This window comes from Thioclava sp. GXIMD4215 (assembly GCF_045291555.1).
Lineage (GTDB): Bacteria > Pseudomonadota > Alphaproteobacteria > Rhodobacterales > Rhodobacteraceae > Thioclava > Thioclava litoralis.
Window position 1 is genome coordinate 1,400,926 of sequence record NZ_CP149515.1, and the last position, 19,136, is coordinate 1,420,061.

Sequence of the window (19,136 nt, forward strand, 5' to 3'; positions counted from 1 at the left end):
GAGGACACGACAATGGCTCTCATCAATACCAAGATCAAACCGTTCGCCGCCAAAGCCTTCAAGCAAGGCAAATTCATCGACGTAACCGACGCCGATATCGCGGGCAAATGGGCAGTGTTCTTCTTCTACCCTGCCGATTTCACCTTCGTTTGCCCGACCGAACTGGGCGACGTGGCCGACCATTATGCCGAGCTGCAGAAAATGGGCGTGGAAGTGTTCTCGGTCTCGACCGACACCCACTTCACCCATAAAGCATGGCACGAATCCTCCGATACCATCGTGAAGATCCAATATGCGATGATCGGCGACCCGACCGGCGCGATCACCCGCAATTTCGAAGTGATGCGCGAAGATGAAGGTCTGGCAGATCGTGGCACCTTCATCGTGGACCCCGATGGTGTGATCCAGGCGATGGAAATTACCGCAGAAGGGATCGGCCGTGATGCCTCCGACCTCGTGCGCAAGATCAAGGCTGCACAATATGTGCGCGCGCATCCGGGCGAAGTCTGCCCCGCCAAATGGAAAGAAGGCGAGAAAACCCTCGCACCGTCGCTCGAACTCGTCGGCAAAATCTGATCCGTCCGGATCACGAACATCGCCTCTGCGCCCCTTGCGCAGAGGTTCCCCCGCCAAAGCTCGATGCCGATCGCTGCGCCGCAAGGACGCAGAGCGCACGTTTTGGTCCTCCCCCAGACATTCGGAGTTCTCCCATGCTCGACAGCACGCTCAAGACCCAACTTTCCGCCTATCTCGAACGGCTGGTGCGTCCGGTCGTTCTGACCGCCTCGACCAATGACACGGCCCGCTCTGCCGAAATGGTCGAGCTGCTGACCGAGATCGCGGAACTCAATGACAAAGTGTCGGTCGCCGTTGATGGCACCGATACCCGCAAGCCCTCCTTCAGCCTGACCTCGCCGGGGGTCGATATTTCGCTGACTTTCGCAGGCCTGCCGATGGGCCATGAATTCACCTCGCTGGTGCTGGCGCTTTTGCAGGTGGGGGGCTATCCGCCGAAAGTCGAACAGGAGCTGATCGACCAGATCAAAGAGATCGACGGCCAGTTCACCTTCGAAACCTATTTCTCGCAAAGCTGCCAGAACTGCCCCGATGTGGTGCAGGCGCTGAACCTGATGGCCGTACTGAACCCCAATGTGAAACATGTGGCCATTGACGGTTCGGACTTTCAGGACGAGGTCAACACCCGCGAGGTGATGAGCGTGCCAACCGTCTACCTGAACGGCGAGGTCTTCGGACAGGGCCGGATGGAACTGGGCGAGATCGTCGCGAAAATCGATACCGGATCGGCAGACAAGGCCGCCGCCAGGATCAATGCCAAGGACGCGTTCGACGTGCTCGTGGTCGGTGGTGGCCCCGCCGGTGCCGCTGCCGCCGTCTATGCCGCCCGCAAAGGTATCCGCACCGGTGTGGCCGCCCAGCGTTTCGGCGGTCAGGTGCTGGATACCATGTCCATCGAGAACCTGATTTCGGTGCCGCATACCGAAGGCCCGAAACTGGCCACGGCGCTGGAACAGCACGTCAAGGAATATGACGTGGACATCATGAACCTGCAAACCGCAACCGGCCTTGCCCGCAAGGGGGATCTGGTTGAGGTCACGCTGGAAAGCGGCGCCGTTCTGAAGTCCAAATCGGTGATCCTCTCGACCGGTGCCCGCTGGCGCCAGATGAATGTGCCCGGCGAGAACGAATACAAAAACAAGGGCGTGGCCTATTGCCCCCATTGTGACGGCCCGCTGTTCAAGGGCAAGCGCACGGCGGTGATCGGCGGCGGCAATTCGGGCGTCGAGGCGGCAATCGACCTTGCGGGCATCGTGGCGCATGTGACGCTGATCGAGTTCGACACCAAGCTGCGTGCCGATCAGGTGCTGCAGGACAAACTGCGCAGCCTGCCGAATGTCACGATCATCATGAACGCCCTAACCACCGAAGTCACCGGCGACGGCACCAAAGTGAACGGTCTGGCCTATCGCGACCGCACCACCGGCGAGGACCACCATGTCGCGCTCGAAGGCATCTTCGTGCAGATCGGCCTGCTGCCGAATACCGACTTCCTCAAAGGCACCGTCGATCTGAGCCCGCGTGGCGAGATTATCATCGATGCGCATGGCGCAACCTCGATGGATGGCGTCTTTGCTGCCGGTGACTGCACCACCACGCCCTATAAGCAGATCGTCATTGCGATGGGGCTCGGGGCAACGGCGGCCTTGGGCGCCTTCGACCACCTGATCCGCACGTCTGTTCCGGCAGAAACCGCCGCGAAAAAAGAAGAGGTCGCCGCGTAATCGTGCACCACTCACGGTAAAGGCCGCGGTTCTGCCCGTCAGGACCGCGGTTTTTTATGCGCCTTGTTCTGGCCTCTTTACTTGCGCCGGTAAATGTCACAGGTCTTTGCCCATGACATTGCGCGAACTCCAATATCTGGTCGAACTGGCCCGCCTGCGGAATTTCCGTCGTGCGGCAGAGATGTGCAATGTCAGCCAGCCCACTCTCTCGACCCAGCTGCGCAAGCTCGAAGAAAGCCTTGGCGTCCAGTTGATCGAGCGGAGCAAACGGCAGGTGTTGCTGACCTCGGTGGGCGAGGAAATCGTGGCCCGTGCGCAGAAGATGCTGGACGAGGCCCGCGATATCCGCGCCATCGCCGAACGCAACCGCGCCCCCGATACGGGCCGCCTGCGGCTTGGGGCATTCCCGACGCTTGGCCCCTATCTTCTTCCGGCCCTGCTGCCCGAAATCGCGCGCAAATTCCCCAAGCTGCAGTTGCAGCTCTTTGAAGAGAAAAGCGAAACGCTTCTGGGGCTATTGCGCAGTGGTGATCTGGATGCCGCCCTTCTGGCACTGCCGATCGAGGATCCGACCCTCCAGACCCAGCCACTTTTCGAGGAACCCTTCCTGCTGGCTGTGCCGCAAGGCCATCGGCTGGCGCATAGCGGGCCGCTATATCTCGCCGATCTGGGGGCCGAGGAAATGATGCTGCTGGAAGATGGCCACTGCCTGCGCGATCAGGCGGTCAGCCTGTGCAACCGCTGGGGCCTTGACGAGATCGAAGGCTTCCGCGCCACCAGCCTCGAGACCCTGCGCCAGATGGTGGCAGCGGGCATGGGAATTACACTGCTGCCCAAGCTCGCCACCGAAGGCCCGATGGCCGCCAGCGCCGTCATGAGCCTGATCCCCCTCGCCGACACCCCCGAACCGGGACGGCAGATCGGTATGATCTGGCGGCGCAGCTCCTATATGGTACCGCTTCTCCGCCAGATCGCGAAGATCACCGCACAGGTCGCCAAGACACGGCTTGGCCAGCAAAGCAAAAGCACCACATAAACAGCGATATCAAACGCCGTGCAAAGCTGACCTCTCAAGACCGTTTTGCCGGAACCTTCCGAAAGGCCGGCGCCGCGCACGATCACCCTCTGCGCCCGACAAACGGCCGCGATCAATGCCTCGGTTCAAACCGCCTTGGCGCTCGCCAAACGCAGCAGCGCAACGATTCAGGCCTATCAAGAAGCGATCGAGCGCAGGACCAGCACTGCCAGACCCCGATAAAGCATCAGGCCTTACAGAACAGAGCATCCAACAATTTCAGGGTGAAAAAGTGGTGCCCGGAGGCGGATTCGAACCATCGACACGCGGATTTTCAAGCCGACGCTAAACCCTCAATATCAAGTAGTTACCAAGAAGAGGCTCGTCAAACGCACGACGGAACATCAATAGCTTATCCGCCAATTGTCAAACTCAGCGATAAGCACAAAACTGAAGAAAAGAAAAATCCCGGAGCGCTGGCGGGCGCTACCGGGACAAGACATTTTAGTACTTTCAAGGACGAATATTACCAGAAACGAGCGGATGCGGCAACGGCCTTGGCGCTTGCTATTGCAGATTGTCACCCCATTGATGCCGCCAAGCTGATGGAGGCGGCCCTTGCCGATCTGCGGCAGGGTGCTCCCGGTCCCGCCCTTCTCGGGATCATGGAAGAGGCCAACTTCTGGGCGGGCTATGCGACCCGCGAAGAACTGAAGGCCTATGCCCTCGTCGCCTTCCGTGCGCTGGGCCGAGCTGACCAGAAAGCATTCCTCAAACATGTGCGGGGTGCATGATGGGCTACAGCTTCCGTGACATTGACGGCATGGCCGACCCGCGCGACATGCCCGAGCCCGCCCCGAAGGCCCGCGCCCAAGCTATCTGGAATGCGATGCAGCCTTTCAGCGCAATCAAGCCAGTTCTGACCTCGCGATACATGGTGAAGGGCTGGCTCGACCGTGAAGCCCTTTCTGTCGTTTATGGCGAGAGCAATGTGGGCAAGACGTTCTTCGCGCTCGATATGGCCCTGCATGTGGCCGCCGGTGAGCCGTGGTATGGCGCCAAGGTTCAAGGGGGCCTCGTGGTCTACATCGCAGCCGAAGGTGGATCTGGCCTTGCCTCCCGTATCGACGCCTTCAAGCGCGAGAAGTCCGATCTCGCCAAGCGCATCGCAGAAGAGGGCAATTTTGAACTCCTGTCCCTGACGATGGACTTCTGCGCCCCTGGTGACGGCGAAGCCTTGGCCGATGTGATTTCGAGCCGTCGCCCCCGCCTCATCATAGTGGACACGCTGGCCCGATCGATGGGTAATGGCGACGAGAACACCGCGCAGGATATGGGCCGGTTTGTGAAGAATATGGATTTCATCAGAGCAGAGACCGGCGCTCATGTCATGGTGATCCATCACAGCGGCAAGGATGCATCAAAAGGCGCTCGGGGTAGCGGCGCTTTGCGGGCTGCGGTCGATACCGAGATCGAGCTGACGCGCGACGAGATGATCATCACCGCTGAAGCCAAAAAGCAGCGCGACATGGCTACAGGGCAGACCTTCAGCTACATGCTCGAACCGGTCTTCCTCGGGAAGGACGAAGACGGGGATGCCGTCACATCCTGCATTGTGACGCCTTGTGACGCACCGGCGAAGAGCCGGAAGCCCAAGCTCGCAGGCAAACAGAAGATCGCCATGCAGGCGCTTCAGGACGCAATGTCTCAGCACGGCGAGGTGAAACAGGGCGACATGTTCCCCGCCTCCCGCACATGCGTCTCGGTGGATCTCTGGCGCGACTACTGCCAGCGGCACAGTCTCAGCGATGGCGATACCGCTGCATCCTTCCGCATGGCGTTTAAGAGAGCCAAGGAGAGCCTGCACGACAAGGAACGGATCCGCGTCGTCGATGGCTATGTCTGGATCTGCGACGAGGAAGATGTTCCCAGCGTTCTCGAGCGTTCCAAAGAACATTCGGAACGCGGTGCAGATGGGGCGGAAACCCAAGGCGAACAGCGTAACAATGCGTCACATGTTACGCCCCGTGACGGACGTGACGGCGGTCAATCCAGCGTAACGAACGTAACACCCCCCTATAAGGGGTGTTACGGCGTTACGGTGACCCAGCCCGATGCTGACGAAGACCCGGACGCATGGCGGGGACAGATCGATGACTGAGCGAACCTACACCATTGACGAACAGACCGTGCAGGAGCTCAGGGCCGCGCTGGAATATATGCGCATCTTCGGTGTGCTCCTCGAACACCTCGTCGAGGTCCATCTGTCGAACACACCCTTTGAGGATGATCCAACGTTTCAGGATCTGCTTCAGATGTGCGACGATGCCTTCGATCGGCTATCATTCATCGTGCAATACCCCGTGACCTGCACGACCATCCAATAGGCAGGAGGCCCAGCGATGAAGATGAAACACAATTTCCCCGAAGCGCCGCCCCTGACCGCCGAGGCATTCGACCACCTGTTCAAGCGGCGTGACATGATCTGGGGTCTGACCACGATCGCGGGCGTGTTCGGCGTCTCTGTGGACAAGGTGCGGAAGTGGCACCGCGAGACCGACGCGCCGATCTTCTGCCCCGATGGCAGCTATTGGTGCTCGCGTTCGGAGATGGTGGCGTGGTTGCGGCGGAAAAGTTAATAAAAAAATAATACAGCTGGTAACGAATTTTTAGGCTGGAAATGCGAACCATTGGTGGATAACTATCAGACTGATAGGTTGACACGAGGCCGATTCAGTATGGTTCAAGCATCTGAAAGCGAACTTGGAGCGGGGAACCCACCTCGCCCAGAATTGTTAATGAGTCAAATCAGGTTTCTGGCGGCCGAATCTTCTCAGGTGATCATCACGCATCATGCTGAGGAAAGAATGGATGAACGGGGCATCACTTCGAAGGTAATGTTTGATGTCCTCAAGAAAGGGATGATTTCTGGACCGATAAGATCTGGGAAGAAGCCATCGGATTGGGTTGTCAAATTGACACTTCAAATGCCGACACGAAGACAAGTGGGTGTGGTCACCGTCGTTCAGCAGGGGGATAAGCTGATCATCGTGACCGTTGAGTGGGAAGACTGGAAATGAAACGCGAATTCATCATCGACGGGGAAGACAAGGCAAAAGAGCCTTTTATCTACCGTATGTCTGGCTTGGATGACGTGGTCTTGCTGAATGGTTTCACTCGACATGAGACCGACTATGGCGAGGGCGTCTCGATCGATAACATCGATAGCCTGCACGACGCGATCGCTATTCACATTATCACAACAAAGAAAAACCTCACTCCGAAAGAGTTTCGCTTTTTGCGAAGTGAGCTCGAGATGACGCAAGATCAACTAGGCGGTTATCTGAAAATAAGTGGTCAAACGGTTGCACGCTATGAAAAAGGCGAAACCGAAATCTCTGGCCCTGCCGATCAGTTAATCAGAGTGGCAATCATCTTGAAAATGATGCCTGCCGATAAGATTGCAGAGCTTTTTGAGGAAATTCAGGAAGCTGCCGCCAGTGATGAAATAACCACCGGCGCTCCGGTGCGCTTCAAGGAAGCGGCTGGCGTTTGGGAAGAGGTATGCTGCGCATAAAGGCGTACTGCCCATGAACCATTTAGAGGGCGAAGCCATGCTTCGCCCTTTTGTACATCTAAGCTATAGGGGGGTGGTCCTGAACTTTGGGCCTAAGGCGGGGACCGGCGCGGGGTCCATCGCGCGCGCTCCGATCTAATTGGGACTTTTTTCTGGGCCTTCTGGCGTCACGTTCTGCCACGAAAAGCTAGGTTTTGCCCCATTTCATCAGCTAACCAGAAGCGCCTGAGCCGCCGATATTGGTGGCATGAAATGGTTTAACCGCTCCACTCCCCCCGCGCCCGAGCGCACCGAGCCTCAGATCGAGGCCAAGGGTCTCGCTGAACCGAGCGACGACCTGTTCGAGGTCTTCGGCATCACCCCGACGAAATCGGGCGTCTTCGTCTCCAATTCGCAGGCGCTTCAGGTGCCCGCTGTGACAGCGGCCATGCGTATCATCTCGGAAGCGGCGGCAAGCCTCGACGTGGCGGTGAAGACCGTGGGCGAGGATGGCGCTGAAACGGCGCTGGCATGGCACCCTTCGGCGGCCTTTGTCTCGGGCGAGGCGAACAGCTGGACCTCGAGCTATGAGCTGATCCGCGATCTTGTCATCGACGCGCTGTCTGATGACCGTGGCGGGCTCGCCTTCGTCAACCGATCGGGCGACGGGCGCATCCTCGAAATCATCCGGCCCCGCGCGGGCGTGATGCAGGTGGCCTATGACCAGATCACGGGCGAACCCTCCTATCGGATGCAGGACAAGCCCGTTGACGCCTCGAACGTGATCCACCTGCGGGCACCCTTTGGTCGTGCGCCCCTGTCGCTGGCCCGTGAGGCGCTGTCTGTGGCCGTGGCGCTCAATGACCACGCCTCTACCCTCTTCGCCAATGGTGCGCGTCCCTCGGGCGTCCTGTCCTTCCCGAAAGGCATGGGCGAGGACAGCGTGAAGAAGGCCATCAAGGCATGGCGGGCGACCCATGAGAACGGCGCGGGCAGCGGCAAGACGGCCATCCTGCACGATGGCGCCGAATTCCTCCCGCTGGCCTTCTCTTCGACGGACAGTCAGTTTCTCGAGCATCGCAAGTTCGTCATCCTCGAAATCGCGCGTGCCTTCCGGGTGCCGCCAACGATGCTTTACGACCTCGACCGCGCCACATGGTCGAACGGCGAGCAACAGGGCTATGAGTTCCTATCCTACACGCTCGAGCCGTGGCTGAAGGCGCTCGAAGCGGCCTTCCGGCGGGCGATCTTCTCGGAAGACGAGCGGGCAACGCATGTGATCCGGTTCGATCGCGATGACCTGACCCGCGCCGATCTCGCGACCCGCGCGACCGCCATCAATTCGCTGATCGCAAGCCGCGTCCTGAACCCGAACGAGGGCCGCTCGTGGCTCGATATGCAGCCCTATCAGGGCGGCGAAACCTTCATCAATCCGAACATCACACAAGGCAACGAGCGCAATTCTGCGCCCGCTGGCGAGGGAGAACCCAATGAGTGAGCAATTCAAGGTGGGGGTTCTCTGATGGACCTGACCCGCATCCTCTCTAACACCGAAGATCAGGAGAAGGGCGCATGGCTCGACCTGCCCGACCCGATCACCCGCAAGCCGACCGGCATCCGCTTCCGGATCGCGGGCCCTGATAGCGAAACCCAGCGCAAAGCACGGCTGAAATCGGTGGACGAGTTCACCGACGCGGCCTCGCCCGAGGGCATCGTGAGCGCCGAAGACCGCGAGAAGATCCGCCTCAACATGCTGGCCCGCTGTGTTCTGGGCTGGGAAATCGAGGAAGACGGGCAGCCGGTGCCTTTCTCTCACGCCAATCCCCGCGCATCCCGACGCGCGTACGCGCCTGCGGCTGTAAGGCCCCCGCTGGCACCCTCTGCCCTTGCCAGATCAAGGCGCAGAAGGAGCGCAAGGCCCGTCACGACGCCAAGCGCCCAAACAGCACTCAGCGCGGCTATGGCTCGCGCTGGGAGGCCGACCGGAAGGCTTTCCTCTCGATGCACGAAAACCGGCGCTGCAAATGGCCCGGCTGCACGGCGGAAGCGACCCATGTCGATCACATCATCCCGCACAAGGGCGACCCGAAACTTCGGGACGATCCAAAGAACTGGCAGGGCCTGTGTGCCCATCACCACAACAGCGCCAAGCAACGGCTTGAACGGCGCATCAGCAAAGGGAAATAGCTATGGCTGTTTTTGCAACGAATGGCGCGAAGCTCTATATCGGCGGCGTCCTGAGCGACAAGGCGGCGGATTTCGTCGCAGCGGATTTCACCTCGCAAACGTGGACCGAGATCGGCGAGACCGAGAACCTCGGGAGCGTGGGCGATACCTCGAACGAGGTGACCTTCTCGAGCATCGCGGCCAACCGGCAGAAGCGCCTGAAGGGTGTCCGCAATGGCGGCTCGATGGAAGTGATCTGCGGCATCGACTATGACGATGCGGGCCAGCTTGCCCTTCTGGCAGCGGAAAAGACGATTCACGATTACGCCTTCCGTTTGGTCTTCAACGACGCGCCCGAAGGCGGCACCCCGTCCGAACGCATGTTCATCGCCAAGGTGGGCAGCGCATCCGAACAGCTCGACGCGGCTGATAACGTGATGAAGCTCAATGCCTCGCTTTGGGTGAACTCGAACGTGGTCCGCGTCAACGCGGCGGAGGCGTAACCGATGGCTGTTGATGTCGCAGCTCTGGGCGCTGAAGCGCGGTCGAAGGCCAGGGAGGAACTGGCCACCACGTTGAAAGCCTTCAATACCGCCTTGCGGGCCGCGCATCGCGCTGGCCTGAAGGTAGAGACGGAAGAGCATGATGCGGTTTCGGCGCTCATGGGCGCATCCGCGCCTCAGTTCCGCCTGTTCATCCGCAGTGAGGTGAAGTGAGGTGACAATCGCGACCCTCGAACAGCTCAAGGAGCAGCTTGGCTTTACAGATGACCTCGGTTCAGCCGATGACGACCTGATGACCCGCAAGCTCGAGGCGGCGCAGAACCACATTGAACGCCTCTTGGGGTTCAGGATCGCGACCAGCTTCGGCGGTGAGGGACAGGAGGCAATCCCTCCCTCTCTCGTCGAGGCGGTCCTGATGCTGGCGGCGTTCTGGTATGCCGAGCGCGAGGCGGCGACCAACAGCACCCGCGAGGTGCCTTTCGGGGTTCGGGAAATCATCCTCGAATATCGGGAGTGGTCTTTCTGATGGCGGATGATGGCGGCCTGTCGAAGTTTCAGCGGCGCATGAACGCAATCCCGAAGGACGTTCGGGAAGCGGTCAAGCCTGCCCTGATCCGGCAGGCCAACCAGATCGCGACCACGGCGCGGGCGCTCGCCCCCGAAGACAGTGGCGACCTGAAGGCCAGCATCGAAGTCACCGGACCCGGACAGCAGACACCAGCCTATTCGCAGCCCGGCGGATCTTCGACCGTGGGCAGCAATCAGGCGGCGGTGACAGCGGGCAATAGCGATGTGCGCTATGCCCATCTCGTCGAATACGGGCACGGCAACGGCTTCGGCGGCTCGACCGTTCCGGCCAAGCCGTTCTTCTGGCCCGCTGTCCGGATGCACCGGAAGAAGGCCGCACAATCGATCAAAAGCGCCATCAGCCGCGCCATCAAGAAGAGCAAGAAGCCATGAGCGCAGATCTCGAATTCCAGAAAGCTATCCGGGCAAGGATGATCGCAAGCGCCGATGTGCTGGCCCTTGTGCCGGCCGCGTCCATCATCGACCGGAACCAGCGCCCTAACCCTGTCCCGTCCATCATCCTGGGCGAGACGCAGGAGGTCGATGAAGGCGGCATCAACCGCTCGCGCACCCGCATCTATCACACCCTGCACATCTGGCAGAAAGAGCCTTCCCTTGCCGGTGCCAAAGCTATCGCGCAGGCCGTCCGCATGGCCTTCAGGGGGCCTCGCCTGTCCATGCCCGCCCCTTACACCTGCGGCGACCTTCTCTTGGCTTCTGTGCGCTTCCTGCGCGACCCTGACGGGGAGCACTCGCACGGCGTCATGGTGATCGAGGGGCTTATCTCGGAGGATCTGGCATGAAGATAGGGCGCATGATCCACACCATCACCATCGAACGCGGCACGACCGTCACCGACGATTACGGGACACCTGTCTTCGATTGGGTGCCGGTGGCCATCCTGCGGGCCGAAGTGGTCGAGCGGTCCACAACCGAGTTCTTCCGGGATACAGGGGCCGCCGACGAAGAGGCCATCGTTTTCCGGACATGGTTCAAGGAAGGCGTGACCAATGAAGACCGCGTGTCATGGCAGGGTCGCATTTACGATCTAAAGCAGGTGACACCGATCGGCATGAATAAGGGTCTTGAGCTGAGATGCACGGGAGGTTCCGGTGAAGGGAGCTAAACCTGAAATCAGCATTGACCTCGAAGCCATTACCGACCTCGACCCGCCCGAATGGTTCTCGGAGGAAGAGGCGAAGGAATGGCGGCGCGTCATGCCAATCCTGTCCGAACGCCGCATCCTGACCGTGGCCGACCTCGGGCAGCTCGAGAATTATTGCATCGCCATCGGGGAAGTGCGGGACATGTCCGCACTGATCCGCTCGAAAGGCGCGATCTTCTATACTGACGCCATGCCGAAGCGGCACCCTGCGGCGGCCATACGGGCCGATGCGATGAACCGCTCGCGGCAGCTGGCGGCGGAGCTGGGCCTTACGCCGGTGTCCCGCTCGCGCCCGACTGTTCGGGATGCAGGTGACGGGGGTGAAGATGATCCACTCGACATGTGAGGGTGTGCTCAATTTTGAGCAGGCCCCCAAGGGCGTGGCCTCGACCTTCCCGACATGGATCTATGACGGCTCGGAAATCCCTGACCCTCTGGGCTTCGGGGAACGCGCTGTGCGCTTCCTGCGGATGCTGAAGCACCCCAAGAGCGGCAAGCCGTTCCAGCTCGACCCGTGGCAAGAGCGCGTCGTGCGGCGCATCTATGGCCCGCGCGACGAGCACGGGCGGCGCATTGTCCGGCAGGTGATCCTTCTCCTCCCTCGGGGAAACCGGAAAACATCCCTATCGGCGGCGCTGGCGCTACTGCATACGATCGGCCCTGAGCATGTGGCGGGCGGTGAAAGCATCGTGGCCGCGTCTGACCGCAAGCAGGCCAAGATTGCCTATCGGGAGGCGCTGGGGCTCTGTCAGGCCCATGCGAAGATCAAGCCGCATGTGAAGCCGCTAGAGAGCCAGAACAAGCTTGTTTTCCGGAAGGACGGTTCGTTTTTCGAGGCCATTTCCTCGGATGCCGGAACCCAGCACGGGCGGACGCCTGTCTTCGCGCTGGCCGACGAGCTGCACGTTCACAAGAAGCGCGACCTCTGGGAAGCGATCCGCACCGGCCTTGTGAAAACGCCGGGGGCGCTTCTCGTCGTGGCGACCACGGCAGGGCGCGGGCAGGAGAACCTTGCTTGGGATGTGATCGAGGATGCCCGGAAGGTGGCGCGGGGTGAGGTTGACGATCCGTCAATCCTGCCCGTCCTGTTCGAGGCTGACCGGAACTGCGACTGGACCGACGAAGATGTGTGGATGATGGTCAATCCGGGCTTGCGGCATGGTTATCCGGATCTGGACGCGCTGCGGCAGATGGCGCTGGAGGGCTCGCGCAAGGTGTTCGAGCGCGAGAGCTTTCGGCAGCTGCACCTGAACATCTGGCTCGACCACGCGACCGACCCCTTCGTCGAGATGCCGATTTATGACGAGGGCGCGGGCGCGGTCGATCTGGATGATCTGGAAGCGACACAGGCCCCGTGCTGGCTTGGCGTTGACCTTTCCTCGAATAACGACCTCACAGCCGTTGTGGCGGCATGGAAGGACGGCGAAGACGGCTATCAGGTCCACCCGTGGTTCTTCTGCCCGGAAGAGAACCTTCAGCTTCGTCAGGACGTGGCCGGCGTCCCGTATGTCGATTGGGCACAATCCGGACAGTTGACCGCGACCGATGGCAATGTCGTCGATTTCCGCGCGGTCGAAGATCAGATCCGCGAGCTATGCGCCCGCTTCAATGTCCGCGAGATCGCCTTCGATCCGCACCTCGCGCGGGTGATGCTGAACACGCTTTTGGAAGACGGGCTTCCGGCGGTCGAGTTCCGGCAAGGGTGGGTGACGATGGCACCTGCGGTGAAGGAACTCGAACGGGCCATCGTGGGGCGGCGCTTCCGGCACGGCGGGCACCCTGTCCTGCGGTGGAACTTCGCCAATATCGAGGTCCGGACGGACAGCGCGGGCAACCGTGCGTTTCACAAGGGCAAATCGAAAGACAAGATCGATGGTGCTGTCGCTGCGGCTATGGCCGTGGGCCGCGCTGCAATGGACGAGGGCGGCCTGAACACGGCGCAGCCTTGGTTCGATGATGACGACATGTGGCTTGCATAGGGGGATAGCATGGCAGGAGATGAAGAACGGCTTGTGGTGCTTCTCGAAGCCCGTGTGAATGATTTTGAGAAGCGGATGAAGGCCGCCGAGCGCACCGGCTCGAACAGCTTCCGGCGCTTGCGGCAGGACAGCCGGACGGCATCGCGGCAGATGCAGCGGGACATGCAGCAATCGACCGCCTCGATGAACCAGTCGCTCGCGCAGGCTACGACCAAGATCGGCGCTTTCGGCAAGGCGTTCATCGGCGGGGCCATCGCGAGCGCGGCGACCGCTGTCTTCGCGGGCATCACCTCGCACGTCAACGAGACCGTCACGGCGATTGCCGAGATGGGAGACGCGGCCAAGAGGTCCGGCCTCGCGCTCGAAGCCTTTCAGGAATGGTCCTTTGTAGCCGACCAGAACCGCATCGGCATCGATAGCCTTATCGACGGGTTCAAGGAACTGTCCCTGCGGGCCGACGAGTTCATCGTAACCGGCGCAGGCTCTGCGCAAGAGGCGTTCACCCGTCTGGGCTATACCGCGACCGACCTGAAGCAGAAGCTCAAAGACCCGTCCGAACTGATGCTGGAAATCATCGGGCGCTTGGAGGGCATGGACAAGGCCGCGCAGATCCGGATTGCCGATGAAGTATTCGGGGGCACGGGCGGCGAACGTTTCGTAGAGCTTCTGAGCCAAGGCGAGGACGGGCTTCGCAAGACGATCTCCCGCGCCCATGAGGCCGGTGTGGTGCTGGATGAAGAGCTTGTTCAGAAGGCGGCGGAGCTGGACCGCAAGTTTTCCGAGCTGACGGCCAAGGTCTCGACCTTTGGCAAGAAGCTGGCCGTCGCGCTGGCGGATATTCCCTTCGACATGGTGCAGACCCGCCTGAACGAGATTTTCAGCGATGAAAACATGGGCCGGTCGATCCTTGGCGATGATGTCTATGATGCGCTGCGCGAGGCTGGCAGCCTGACCGATGACCAGATCCAAAGCCTAGAGACTCTGCGCAATCGATATTCTGCGGTCGAGGAGCAGGCTCGCTCGATGGCGGTGGCGCTGTCCGGAGCGGCGACCACGGCAGACCAGATGGGCAATGACGCGCTCTGGGAAGTGCTGGCGGGTGCCTCGAACGATATGCGGGCGCTGGCGGACGAGTTCGCGCAAGGGTCGATCGATGGGCAGACCTTCGCCACCAAGCTCGACGAGATCCGGAGCAACGCGAGTGACGCGCTTTCCGAACTGGAAGGCATCGACCAGCAGTCTTTCGGCGGCGTGATGGCGCAGCTCGGGGCGCTGGGGAATGTCATCCTCGCGCTTATCCCGAAGGCCAAGGAGCTGAAGAATAGCCTTCCGGGTTCGCAGATGGGCATGGATACAGGAACCGGCCTGACGGTCGATGACATTCAGCTTCCCGGAACGGCCAGTGCGCCGACCTCTTCCCCGCGCCCGAAAACCACGCCTTTCGTGGGCGATGTGGTCACGACCGATAACTTCGACACCTCGACCGGCAAGGGTGGTGGTGGCGGTTCTTCCCGCAATGTCTGGGCTGATCGGGTGAAGAGCATTCAGGAGGAAACCCAAGCCCTGCAGAACGAAGCCGCGGCGCTTGTGCAGGCAGCCGGAACCCAAGGGGCCTATGCCGATGCGGTCGAATATGCCCGCACCCGCGCCGAGCTTCTGACGGCGGCACAACGGCAGGGTATCGAGATCACGCCCGAAATCGAGGGCCAGATCGATCAGCTTGCCGAGGCCTATGTGAAGGCGGGCAATGCGGCAGACGATGCGGCCGATCGGCTTCAGAAGATCCAAGACCAAACGAACGCGGGCGCGGACGCTATGTCTAACCTGTTCATGACCATCACCGAAGGTGGTGACGCGGCAAAGCAGGCGATGGCGCAGCTTCTTTTGCAGATGGCGCAGGTTCAGATGAAGAAGGCGCTTCTGGGGCTTGATGCGGCAGGTGGCGGCGGCTTCCTTAAAGCTGTCGGGTCGATGCTGGGATATGCGTCCGGCGGCTATACCGGATCGGGCGGCGTCAACGAGCCTGCGGGCGTGGTCCACAAGGGTGAATATGTCTTCAGCCAGCGGGCGGTCCAGAACATCGGGGCCAGCAGCTTGGAGAGCCTTCACCAGCAGGCACGGCGCGGCTCGACGGGCAGCGCAGGCGGCAACGGTGGCGGCGGTGGGTCTCAGCAGGTCGATGTGACGGTCTCGGTCGATGACAAGGGCGGCCTGAAAACCTTCGTCGAGAAGCGCAGCACGGCCATAGCTCAGCAAGCGGCGGCGAGTGCGGTGGGCCAATACGATAAGATAATGCCCGACCGCGTGAATTACATTATACGGAACCCGTGGAAACGATGATGACCCTGAAAAAGCAACTCGTCCAAGCTGTCCGGGATGGCCGCAAAGGCAAGGGCCGCGTTCCGGAAGCCGGTGCCATCATCTGGGAAGCCTTCATTGCCCTCTCGATGCGGCGGGCCCATGACCAAGGCATCCCGAACCCGATCAGCTTCACCGAGATCGATGCCTATTGCCGCGTCATGCGCTGGCCGATGGAGCCCCATCACGTCGATATGCTTCTGGCGATGGATGACGCATGGCTTGCCACGATCCAGACCGGCGGAAAGGCGAAGGACATGCAGAAATCAGCGCACGGCCTGACGCCGGATCTGTTCGACGTGAGCTTCGGCTAGGTCAACAACCTACTAAGACATATGAATAAAGCTGCGAGACGAGCGCCCAAGTGTACACTCCTATCCAAACTCCAATGAAAACTAGCAGGACGCCGAACAAGAACTTGGCTGCCTTGGGTGGTGTTTTTCCACCCTCCTTGTCGTGGAAGACGCTTAACATTACAAACCGAGAGGCTGTTGAGGAGATTGCAAGTAACGCTGCAATCACTCCAAAGACGAAAGCAGGGTCGCCCCACGCGGAAAGCACATCAAACTTTCCCGGATGCTTCACGAAGTACGCTTTTGCCGCAAGCATGCTCAAAGCAATCCAGCGCCAGATTTTCCAAAGATCATCACAGGTTGACCAAATGATCGCGGAGACGGCTTGTAGTTTATTCTTTTGGGATATTTCAGTCATGCTTCAGAATATTGCTTCGTTAAGTTTAGGCTCGATAAACATCCGATGCGGGGTTCGTTCCATATTATCGAGCTTCCGACGCCCCCAGATTTGGGCTGGTTGGGGGGGGGCCCAAATTTGCCCCCCCAACGGAGGGCGGACGCCCCCCAAATTTGAGGCGAGTGCTCAATCTTCGTCGGGATGCCTGTAGATGTGCTGCGTATACCCCTCTTGCTCATCGACGGGCTTATCCAGCTCTGACAAGGGGATGAACTTGATTTTCGACTGATAGCGGTCGCGGGCGAGCTCTAGGTGAACTCTGGAAATCACCTCTGCCAACGCAGGGTCATGGGGGTCCTTAATGCCAGATGCCTCAATAGCCTCGCGGAAACGCTTGGCAATCGCATCCTCGTTGCGCGGCGCGGGATACTTCTCGTCAAGCGTTGCGACAATTTCGGCGTTCATGCTGCGATTGTTCGCCTCGGCAGCAGCCTTGATGCGGTCGCGCATCCCGTCGGGAAAGCGGACCATGAACTGTTCCTGCTTATCGCTCGGGAAGCCTTTGCGCGCCATCATCTACCTCACTGCACTTTCATCATAGTGAATAGCTACATAAGAAGTTGACGCAATAGTAGTGAGTCGCTATTTTTTATTGTAGCGAATCACTACTAAGGAAACCACATGCAGAAAGATATGAAGCAACTGCCGATCCGCTTTCCTCCGGAAGTAAAGGACTGGCTGGCAGACCAAGCGAAGAAAAATAGCAGCTCGCAAAATTCCGAAGTCATTCGGGCGGTTCGCGAGCGCATGGAGCGCCTCGACGCTCAAGCCTGACCCTTAACTCTGTGGAGAATCCCAGATGAACACCACGACCACCGACCCCGCCTATCAGGCGCTCGTTGCTCATGTCCAAGACCAGCAGGACAGCATGATCACCGTATGCGGCCTTCTCGAGGCGATGGACCGACTCATGGAGATGAAGGATATGGAAGACGCCCGCTTCAGTCTCTTGGCTATCGTCCGCGAGAAAGCTGACGCCGTGAGACGTGCCCTAGATGTGCAGGCGATCGGGCGCCTCGAAGACGGTGCGGCCTGATGACCAGAAAGCAGCACGAAGAGATGATCAACGCGCTCTATGACGCCATGTGCCTTACCTCTCTCGTTTCGGCGGCGACCTGCCAGCTTGATGACACCCCGACAACGGCAGGCATCCGGACCGGCTGCGAGACCATCATGGCCAAGATCAGCGCTGTGCAGGACACGCTGGAAGTCGAATGGAGGCCCGCCCCGAGATGATCGGAGCCCTTTTATGTGGAAAACTCGAATCAGGCATTTGGCGTTTTCGCGATAATGCCTGATCTTATGCGCAAGGCCCGCACAGACGGCGGGAAGTGGGACAAAACAACGACACGCCTTGTCTCCACCAGGGCAGCAGAGCCGGTGGCGGCAATACAAGGAAATTCAAATGGCAGGAGCAACACTTAGCGTTAGCGTGATCGAAAAGCGCATGATGAACCAGACAGAGGCGGCGGACTACTGCGGTCTCGTTGTGAAGCACTTCAAGTCACATTGCCCCGTCGCCCCCATCAGGCTCGACATGAGGCGCGAACTCTTCGACAAGCGCGATCTGGATCAGTGGATCGATACCGTCAAGCAAGGCGCGATCGCTGCATCCCATGACGACATTATCGGGAGACTCGCTTGACGGTCATTCGCATCAAGGGCTTCAAAATCTTCAAGGACAAGAAGCCTCCCTACAAGCAGCGGTGCTATCACCGCAAAACCAACACGAAGATCGATCTTGATCGCTTCCCTATCGGAACGGCTGAGTTCTTCTCGGAATGCGACCGGATCCGCCTTATTTCCGAGGCGGCCAAAAGGGCTGCGCCTAAGGCTGGCACGCTTGGCGGGCTGATTGAAACCTATTATCGGACCGAGCATTTCGCCGACACGCTGTCGGATCGCACCCGGAAGGACTATCTGAAGGTTGCAGATTACCTTGAACCGATCCGGGATATTCCCGCCACATCGATCACAACGCCTCTTCTCACGGATATCCACGATAAGGCGTCAAAAAAGCTGGGCTGGCGGCAAGCGAATATCCTTCGGACATTCTTGTCTGAGGTCTTCAAGTACAACATCCCCAAGGGGCAGATCGATCAGAACTATGCCACCGGGGTCATTCCTAAGCCGCGACCCAAAAACAGACCTCGCGCCAACCGACCTTGGACAATCGAAGAACTCGTGTTCGTGCTGGATAATGCTCCCAGCCAGATAGCCGCGGCTATCGCACTTATGGCGAATACTGGCCTTGATCCATCTGACGCACTGTCGCTAACCCGCAACGCCATTTCCGACGGGATGATCTGGGCGCAGCGCGGCAAGACCGGCAATCAGGCACCGATGCCCATGCCTGAGCGACTGAAGGCCGTCCTGGACGCACAGCCACCCCACGATGCGATCACGATCCTAGCCACTTCGCGCGGCCGCCCTTGGACATATGACGGCTTTTCGACGGTGTGGCACCGCTACAAGGCAACCCAAGTTGCCGCCGAGACGCTGCCTGCGGACCTGACCCTTAAAGGCCTGCGGCACACTATGGCGACCATCCTGCGCGAAAGCGGCATGGACCTACGGTCGATTGCTGACCTCTTGGGCCAAAAGACCGAGAGCATGGCGAACTGGTATTCACGGGACGCGGAGCTGGCCGAGCGCAACCGAGAAACGATGCAGGCCTACCAAGACGAGATCGAGCGCAGAACCAAAACTGTCAAACCCTTCCCAAAAACTGTCAAACCCCAATAAAGGAGCGGGCCTTGAAACAGGAAAAAACCAAC

29 protein-coding genes are annotated in these 19,136 nt (G+C 59.9%); 26 read left to right on the forward strand and 3 right to left on the reverse strand.

Going from position 1 to position 19,136, the window contains the following annotated elements; translation table 11 throughout:
• Positions 1–12: 12 nt before the first annotated feature.
• From ahpC to WDB86_RS06955, 10 genes are all read left to right on the forward strand, one after another.
• The gene (gene ahpC / locus WDB86_RS06910) at positions 13–576 is read left to right on the forward strand and encodes an alkyl hydroperoxide reductase subunit C (protein ID WP_339109188.1); all 564 of its coding nucleotides are present in this window, start codon (positions 13–15) and stop codon (positions 574–576) included.
• Between the two features lie 134 nt (positions 577–710).
• On the forward strand, positions 711–2,300 hold the full coding sequence (gene ahpF / locus WDB86_RS06915; RefSeq protein ID WP_406736965.1) for an alkyl hydroperoxide reductase subunit F: 1,590 nt from the start codon (positions 711–713) through the stop codon (positions 2,298–2,300).
• Positions 2,301–2,412: 112 nt separating this feature from the next.
• Positions 2,413–3,336, forward strand: coding sequence for a LysR substrate-binding domain-containing protein (locus WDB86_RS06920; RefSeq protein WP_339109186.1), 924 nt, complete (start codon positions 2,413–2,415; stop codon positions 3,334–3,336).
• A 263-nt stretch (positions 3,337–3,599) separates the two neighbouring features.
• Complete coding sequence (locus tag WDB86_RS06925) at positions 3,600–4,109, forward strand: hypothetical protein (RefSeq protein ID WP_406736966.1); 510 nt, start codon at positions 3,600–3,602, stop codon at positions 4,107–4,109.
• On the forward strand, positions 4,106–5,476 hold the full coding sequence (locus WDB86_RS06930; protein WP_406736967.1) for an AAA family ATPase: 1,371 nt from the start codon (positions 4,106–4,108) through the stop codon (positions 5,474–5,476). Before WDB86_RS06925 ends, WDB86_RS06930 begins: the two co-directional genes overlap by 4 nt.
• Entirely contained in the window at positions 5,469–5,702 is a 234-nt protein-coding gene (locus WDB86_RS06935; protein WP_406736968.1) for a hypothetical protein, read from the forward strand. Before WDB86_RS06930 ends, WDB86_RS06935 begins: the two co-directional genes overlap by 8 nt.
• Positions 5,703–5,717: 15 nt before the next feature.
• A complete protein-coding gene (locus WDB86_RS06940) occupies positions 5,718–5,954 on the forward strand; it encodes a DNA-binding protein (protein WP_406736969.1) in 237 nt (78 codons plus the stop codon).
• A 99-nt stretch (positions 5,955–6,053) separates the two neighbouring features.
• Positions 6,054–6,395 carry a DUF4258 domain-containing protein gene (locus WDB86_RS06945; RefSeq protein ID WP_406736970.1) on the forward strand — a complete coding sequence of 114 codons (342 nt, stop codon included), beginning with the start codon at positions 6,054–6,056 and terminating at the stop codon, positions 6,393–6,395.
• A complete protein-coding gene (locus WDB86_RS06950; RefSeq protein ID WP_406736971.1) occupies positions 6,392–6,892 on the forward strand; it encodes a helix-turn-helix domain-containing protein in 501 nt (166 codons plus the stop codon). Before WDB86_RS06945 ends, WDB86_RS06950 begins: the two co-directional genes overlap by 4 nt.
• Before the next feature lie 247 nt (positions 6,893–7,139).
• Entirely contained in the window at positions 7,140–8,369 is a 1,230-nt protein-coding gene (locus tag WDB86_RS06955) for a phage portal protein (RefSeq protein WP_406736972.1), read from the forward strand.
• A gap of 59 nt (positions 8,370–8,428) precedes the next feature.
• Here WDB86_RS06955 and WDB86_RS06960 read toward each other — a convergent pair whose 3' ends face one another.
• Positions 8,429–8,623, reverse strand: coding sequence for a hypothetical protein (locus WDB86_RS06960; RefSeq protein WP_406736973.1), 195 nt, complete (start codon positions 8,621–8,623; stop codon positions 8,429–8,431).
• A gap of 249 nt (positions 8,624–8,872) precedes the next feature.
• Between WDB86_RS06960 and WDB86_RS06965 the strand changes: the two genes are divergently transcribed.
• Genes WDB86_RS06965 through WDB86_RS07015 form a run of 11 tightly spaced genes read left to right on the forward strand, consistent with a single transcriptional unit; the run spans position 8,873 to position 15,923 of the window.
• Positions 8,873–9,058: an HNH endonuclease gene (locus WDB86_RS06965; protein ID WP_406736974.1), complete on the forward strand. Its 186-nt coding sequence runs from the start codon at positions 8,873–8,875 to the stop codon at positions 9,056–9,058.
• Between the two features lie 2 nt (positions 9,059–9,060).
• Positions 9,061–9,540: a hypothetical protein gene (locus WDB86_RS06970; protein WP_406736975.1), complete on the forward strand. Its 480-nt coding sequence runs from the start codon at positions 9,061–9,063 to the stop codon at positions 9,538–9,540.
• 3 nt (positions 9,541–9,543) lie between these two features.
• A complete protein-coding gene (locus WDB86_RS06975; RefSeq protein WP_406736976.1) occupies positions 9,544–9,753 on the forward strand; it encodes a hypothetical protein in 210 nt (69 codons plus the stop codon).
• Position 9,754: 1 nt separating this feature from the next.
• A complete protein-coding gene (locus WDB86_RS06980) occupies positions 9,755–10,066 on the forward strand; it encodes a head-tail connector protein (protein WP_406736977.1) in 312 nt (103 codons plus the stop codon).
• Entirely contained in the window at positions 10,066–10,500 is a 435-nt protein-coding gene (locus tag WDB86_RS06985; protein WP_406736978.1) for an HK97-gp10 family putative phage morphogenesis protein, read from the forward strand. Before WDB86_RS06980 ends, WDB86_RS06985 begins: the two co-directional genes overlap by 1 nt.
• The gene (locus tag WDB86_RS06990; RefSeq protein ID WP_406736979.1) at positions 10,497–10,910 is read left to right on the forward strand and encodes a DUF3168 domain-containing protein; all 414 of its coding nucleotides are present in this window, start codon (positions 10,497–10,499) and stop codon (positions 10,908–10,910) included. Before WDB86_RS06985 ends, WDB86_RS06990 begins: the two co-directional genes overlap by 4 nt.
• Positions 10,907–11,233, forward strand: coding sequence for a phage head closure protein (locus tag WDB86_RS06995; RefSeq protein WP_406736980.1), 327 nt, complete (start codon positions 10,907–10,909; stop codon positions 11,231–11,233). Before WDB86_RS06990 ends, WDB86_RS06995 begins: the two co-directional genes overlap by 4 nt.
• Positions 11,220–11,618, forward strand: a complete 399-nt coding sequence (locus WDB86_RS07000) for a phage terminase small subunit P27 family (protein WP_406736981.1) — start codon at positions 11,220–11,222, stop codon at positions 11,616–11,618. The genes WDB86_RS06995 and WDB86_RS07000 overlap by 14 nt, the downstream gene beginning before the upstream one ends.
• Entirely contained in the window at positions 11,599–13,251 is a 1,653-nt protein-coding gene (locus WDB86_RS07005; RefSeq protein WP_406736982.1) for a terminase large subunit, read from the forward strand. Before WDB86_RS07000 ends, WDB86_RS07005 begins: the two co-directional genes overlap by 20 nt.
• A gap of 9 nt (positions 13,252–13,260) precedes the next feature.
• A complete protein-coding gene (locus WDB86_RS07010; protein ID WP_406736983.1) occupies positions 13,261–15,591 on the forward strand; it encodes a phage tail tape measure protein in 2,331 nt (776 codons plus the stop codon).
• Entirely contained in the window at positions 15,588–15,923 is a 336-nt protein-coding gene (locus tag WDB86_RS07015) for a hypothetical protein (RefSeq protein WP_406736984.1), read from the forward strand. Before WDB86_RS07010 ends, WDB86_RS07015 begins: the two co-directional genes overlap by 4 nt.
• Before the next feature lies 1 nt (position 15,924).
• Here the strand turns inward: WDB86_RS07015 and WDB86_RS07020 are convergent, their stop codons facing one another.
• Positions 15,925–16,320 carry a hypothetical protein gene (locus tag WDB86_RS07020; protein WP_406736985.1) on the reverse strand — a complete coding sequence of 132 codons (396 nt, stop codon included), beginning with the start codon at positions 16,318–16,320 and terminating at the stop codon, positions 15,925–15,927.
• A 165-nt stretch (positions 16,321–16,485) separates the two neighbouring features.
• Positions 16,486–16,875: an Arc family DNA-binding protein gene (locus tag WDB86_RS07025; protein WP_406736986.1), complete on the reverse strand. Its 390-nt coding sequence runs from the start codon at positions 16,873–16,875 to the stop codon at positions 16,486–16,488.
• 105 nt (positions 16,876–16,980) lie between these two features.
• Here WDB86_RS07025 and WDB86_RS07030 point away from each other — a divergent pair, with 105 nt between their 5' ends.
• The 5 genes from WDB86_RS07030 (at position 16,981) to WDB86_RS07050 (ending at position 19,104) form a co-directional block, all read left to right on the forward strand.
• Positions 16,981–17,133, forward strand: a complete 153-nt coding sequence (locus WDB86_RS07030; RefSeq protein ID WP_406736987.1) for an Arc family DNA-binding protein — start codon at positions 16,981–16,983, stop codon at positions 17,131–17,133.
• Between the two features lie 25 nt (positions 17,134–17,158).
• Positions 17,159–17,395 carry a hypothetical protein gene (locus WDB86_RS07035; protein WP_406736988.1) on the forward strand — a complete coding sequence of 79 codons (237 nt, stop codon included), beginning with the start codon at positions 17,159–17,161 and terminating at the stop codon, positions 17,393–17,395.
• Positions 17,395–17,595 (forward strand): hypothetical protein, encoded by a 201-nt coding sequence (locus tag WDB86_RS07040; protein ID WP_406736989.1) that lies wholly within the window; start codon positions 17,395–17,397, stop codon positions 17,593–17,595. Before WDB86_RS07035 ends, WDB86_RS07040 begins: the two co-directional genes overlap by 1 nt.
• Before the next feature lie 169 nt (positions 17,596–17,764).
• The gene (locus tag WDB86_RS07045) at positions 17,765–18,004 is read left to right on the forward strand and encodes a hypothetical protein (protein WP_406736990.1); all 240 of its coding nucleotides are present in this window, start codon (positions 17,765–17,767) and stop codon (positions 18,002–18,004) included.
• A complete protein-coding gene (locus tag WDB86_RS07050; RefSeq protein ID WP_406736991.1) occupies positions 18,001–19,104 on the forward strand; it encodes a tyrosine-type recombinase/integrase in 1,104 nt (367 codons plus the stop codon). The genes WDB86_RS07045 and WDB86_RS07050 overlap by 4 nt, the downstream gene beginning before the upstream one ends.
• The last annotated feature ends 32 nt before the right edge of the window (positions 19,105–19,136 follow it).